This is a genomic window from Streptomyces sp. NPDC047072 (assembly GCF_040643855.1).
Classification (GTDB): domain Bacteria; phylum Actinomycetota; class Actinomycetes; order Streptomycetales; family Streptomycetaceae; genus Streptomyces.
In genome coordinates, this window is the sequence record NZ_JBEYVC010000329.1 from 1 (window position 1) to 3,987 (window position 3,987).

The following is a 3,987-nucleotide window of genomic DNA, read 5'->3' on the forward strand; positions in this document are numbered from 1 at the left end:
GACAGCCGGTCTTCAGCGCGAAGTCCATGACGCAAGGGCGGGCTGCGCCGCACCCTTGCACCCCTCCCGTTCGGGCCCCCTTTTTTTCTATGGCCGGGAAGGGGAGGGCACTCTACGGCACCTCATCGCAATTGATGCCGCCCTGTTGCCGAGCGCGGGCCGTCCAACAGATTGACGGTTTCCGCAAGCCTTCCGACATTCGGAAAGTTTCCCAAATTCGCCCCCCCGGTAGCTCTTTTATCAGGTTGACCAACCCTCCCATTGAACGTAGATTTACCTATGTCGAGGAGGGCGGGACGAAGAAATGGCAACCGCCCGCATAAATCGCCATCGATAAACAGATGTACTTGTTGAATCGCTCCTTGAAAACTCCACAGTGCGCTTTATCTAATCCGTAGAACATTGACGTTATTTGACGGAACCGAATTCCGAAGGAGGCAGGGCAAGGCCTCCTGGAACCCACGCTGCGGAATGGAGTCACTCAGGTGACCGAAAACGAAATCCCGATTTCCATGACCACCCTCGCCGTCGCCATCCGAGAAGGTGCACAGGTCGAGTCGAACAACAACCTGGGCAAATCCGTCGTGTTCATCCTGCCCAGTTCCGGAGACGAGGTGACGGTGTGGCCCGGCCCCGACAAGCCCCAGCCGACCTCCCCTCTCGTCCTGCTCTGGAACCGCCGGTCGTCGCAGGGGGCGAACATCGCACACGGTGAACTGCCCTGGACCAGCGACCCGAAGCCGCTCGTAGACTGGGCGATCGCCATGGCCTACTCGGTCGGCGAGATCGGCCCCCAGTACGCACCCGTCCTCGCCACGCTGCGCGAGCACGGCGTGGTCGGCGACATCGTCTCCGTCCAGGGAGTCGGCTACCTGATCCACGTCCCGCTCCCGGACTCCACGTACCTGACCATCGGGGGCGACGAAGGTCTGCCCAGCCAGGCCGACCAGGTCGAGAACTGGCACGTGCAGCACGAGGGCCCCGCCGAGCACATCGGGGTCATCTACCACGGCTCCGAGTTCCTGCGGATGGTCGGCGCGACCCAGCGCTACCTCCAGGCGACGGCGACCCGCTACGGCAGTCACCACCCGCTCGGCGCCCCGGTGGACGGCGAGCAGCCGGACGGCCCGGACAAGCTCTACGGCCTCCTCTCCGACCTGTCCGAGTTGCGCCGCGTCGACCACACGGCCCCCGGCGGAGCCCTCGTAACCGTCTTCGACGCCGACGGCTACGACGGCGCCACCATCAGCGTCCCGGCCGAGGTCGTGACCCGCCTCTGCCGCGTGCTCACCGTCGAGAAGAGGGTTATCGAGACCTACGGCGGCTAACAGCCGACACACCTCCCCAACGTGCCTGGCCCGGAGGGCAACCGGGCCCGGCACGTACGAACCCGCAACCACGGATGCACACATGACCACGCGTATTCCCCGAGCTCACAACCACTGGCACCTGGCGCTCACCGGCTATACGAGACCGACCGAACCGGCCCAGCTTCCCGACCGCATCGAGGCGGTGCCTCTGCTGTGGGCTTCCCCGCCCTGGCTGGCGACCTGGAGCACGGCAGGTCCACGGCTCTCCGCGCAGGCCGAGGACCCGCGCACTCGTGTCGCCCGTCTTGTGGAGGCCGAACTCGGCGCCGCTTCCGCCTGGGACCTGATCCGCGAAGCACGGAGCCGCACCTTCGAGTTGGTCGCGGTCGAGAACGTCATCGAGACCGCGGTCTGGCTCACGTCGCAGAACCGCAGCGAGTAACCGCACCGCAGCTTTCCATCGCGTCGGGTCCGGAGGGCAAACCGGGCCCGACGCGTCCAGGGACCCACACACGCAGGAAGAGCATTTGAGCCTCACATTCACCGACATGTATGCGGGCGCGGGCGGCTCCAGTACCGGCTTGGTCAATGCCGGACTCGAACTGAGACTCGCTGCCAATCACTGGCAAGTCGCGGTCGATACTCACACCGCCAATCATCCCGACGCCGAGCATCTCTGCGCCGAGATGGAGTACTACGACATGAGGCGCCTCCCGAGGACTGACATCCTCTGGGCGAGTCCCATCTGTACGGAGATAAGCCCCGCCGGGGGTCGTCCCCGGACCAAGGGGCAAGTGGACGACGAAGAGTGGAAGGCGCTCCCGGACAAAGCGTTCGTGCGTACGAGGGCCACCGCATTCGAAGTCATCCGTGCCGTTCAACTCCACCGCTATAAAGCCGTATTGGTGGAGAACGTCATCGAATTCGCCACCGACTGGGAGCTGTTCGACTGGTGGCTGGCTGGAATGGTGCAGCTGGGCTACAACTACCAGATCGTCTGTGTCTCGTCGGCACACGTCGGGGACGCGTTCAATACCCCCGCAGCGCAGTGGCGCGACCGGCTCTACATCGTTTTCACGAAGGTCGGGGTCCGTCTCCCGGACGTGAAGCCGACCCCCCTCGCGTACTGCGGTGTCTGCGAAGAGGACGTACACGCGATGCAGACCTGGCGCCCGCCCCGCAAGCCCCGCAAGGGCCAAAAGCCCCGGCGGAGCGGAGTCGGCAAGTACGGCGTGCAGTACGACTACACGTGCTCCCGCGGCCACGGGAAAGTGGAGCCGTACGTCCAGCCCGCGTCATCCATCATCAACTGGGAGGACCAGGGCATTCGCATCGCAGACCGCCACGAGCACGGACTTGACCCACTGGCCGAGACCACCGTTGCTCGTATCGAGGCGGGACTGGCGATGTTCCCCCACGACCCCTCCGTTCTGACCCTGAACCACAGCGGCCACGACGGACGGGCCTTCCGGCCGGACACGGCCCCGCTGCCGTCCCGGTGCGCGAAGATCGGGGAAGGGCTGCTCCTTCCGCCCGGGGTGTTCCGACACGCCACGTCGTCGCCGGACCTGGCGGCCCCGCCATTCGTCATCGAACTGCGCAACCACGGCAAGGCCCGGAAGATCGACCGGCCGCTGTCCTCGGTCACGGCGGGCGGCAATCACCATGCATTGATCATCCCGTACCGCAAGGGCGCGAAGGCCAAGCCGACGTCCGAGCCCCTGCACACCCTCGCCACGCACGACTCGGCCGGTCTGCTGCGGCAGGCGGCACGCATCGAGGACTGCCGCTTCCGGATGCTGAAGTGGCGCGAGCAGATGAACGCCCAGCGCTTCCCGCCCGGCTACATCGTCACGGGCACCAGCGACGCCGCACGGACGGTCCAGGCCGGAAACGCGGTGAGCGTCAACGTCGCGCAGTGGCTCGGCAAGTGCGTGGCCGCCGTTCTCTAACTCCGGGTGGGGCCGCCCCATGGCGGCCCCACTCCTTCCCATCAGCCGGGCCCGGAGGGCAAACCGGGCCCGGCGCCCACATCTTCAGGAGCGCCCTATGGACTACCTGGATCCCCGGTACGAAGCCCGCGCACGCGTCGCCCGCACCGTCCAGCACAGCCGCACCGACCGAGCCACGATCCGGCTCCTGCTCACCCGGGGCGTCCTGCCCCGCATGACCCGCTCCCGGCCCACCGAATCACCGTGGATGGAAGTGACGTTCACCCACGACGCCACCTCCGGCCGCTGGTTCAACACCTACGTGCGCCACGGGCACAGCGTCCGCTTCAACCTCCTGCCGCTCAGTCGGGTGCCCGCCGTCCTCGCGGCCGTCGGCGACAGCCCTAACAGCGAGGAAGCCGCCTTCCACGACCCGGCCGACTTCCAGGGCGACGCCGCCCGGTGGCTGGACCAGCAGACAGCAGGTCTGCTGGGCGTGGTCGACAGCCGTCCTCTGCCCGGCTACAACGCGGAGGCCTCCGACACGCCGACCTACACCTCGGAGCTGTCCGGACGCTGGCAGGTGGAGGGCGTCGCTCTCCTGGAAGTGTCCGGCCCTCACCTGACGGCCGTGTGCAACCTGGAGACTCCTGGAGCGCGGATGGAGACCTTGCGGGACATTCTCGACGCTGCGGCCCGCGGTGTCCTCCCGCCGGCGGACGGCGCCACGACCGTCGTGGCGCAGC

3 protein-coding genes and 1 pseudogene are annotated in these 3,987 nt (G+C 66.8%); all 4 read left to right on the forward strand.

Features of this window, described 5'->3' with window-relative positions; translation table 11 throughout:
- Positions 1-485 precede the first annotated feature (485 nt).
- Positions 486-1,328: a hypothetical protein gene (locus ABZ896_RS52135; protein ID WP_360946390.1), complete on the forward strand. Its 843-nt coding sequence runs from the start codon at positions 486-488 to the stop codon at positions 1,326-1,328.
- An 82-nt stretch (positions 1,329-1,410) separates the two neighbouring features.
- Entirely contained in the window at positions 1,411-1,752 is a 342-nt protein-coding gene (locus tag ABZ896_RS52140) for a hypothetical protein (RefSeq protein WP_360946393.1), read from the forward strand.
- A 106-nt stretch (positions 1,753-1,858) separates the two neighbouring features.
- Positions 1,859-3,262, forward strand: a complete 1,404-nt coding sequence (locus ABZ896_RS52145; protein ID WP_360946396.1) for a DNA cytosine methyltransferase — start codon at positions 1,859-1,861, stop codon at positions 3,260-3,262.
- A gap of 640 nt (positions 3,263-3,902) precedes the next feature.
- Positions 3,903-3,987 (forward strand): annotated as a pseudogene (locus tag ABZ896_RS52150) (GNAT family N-acetyltransferase); the annotation flags it as partial.

Coding starts and splice junctions, on each gene's coding strand:
- ABZ896_RS52140 (WP_360946393.1), top strand. CDS start 1,411: ATGACCACGCGTATTCCCCGAGCTCACAACCACTGGCACCTGGCGCTC.
- ABZ896_RS52145 (WP_360946396.1), top strand. CDS start 1,859: ATGTATGCGGGCGCGGGCGGCTCCAGTACCGGCTTGGTCAATGCCGGA.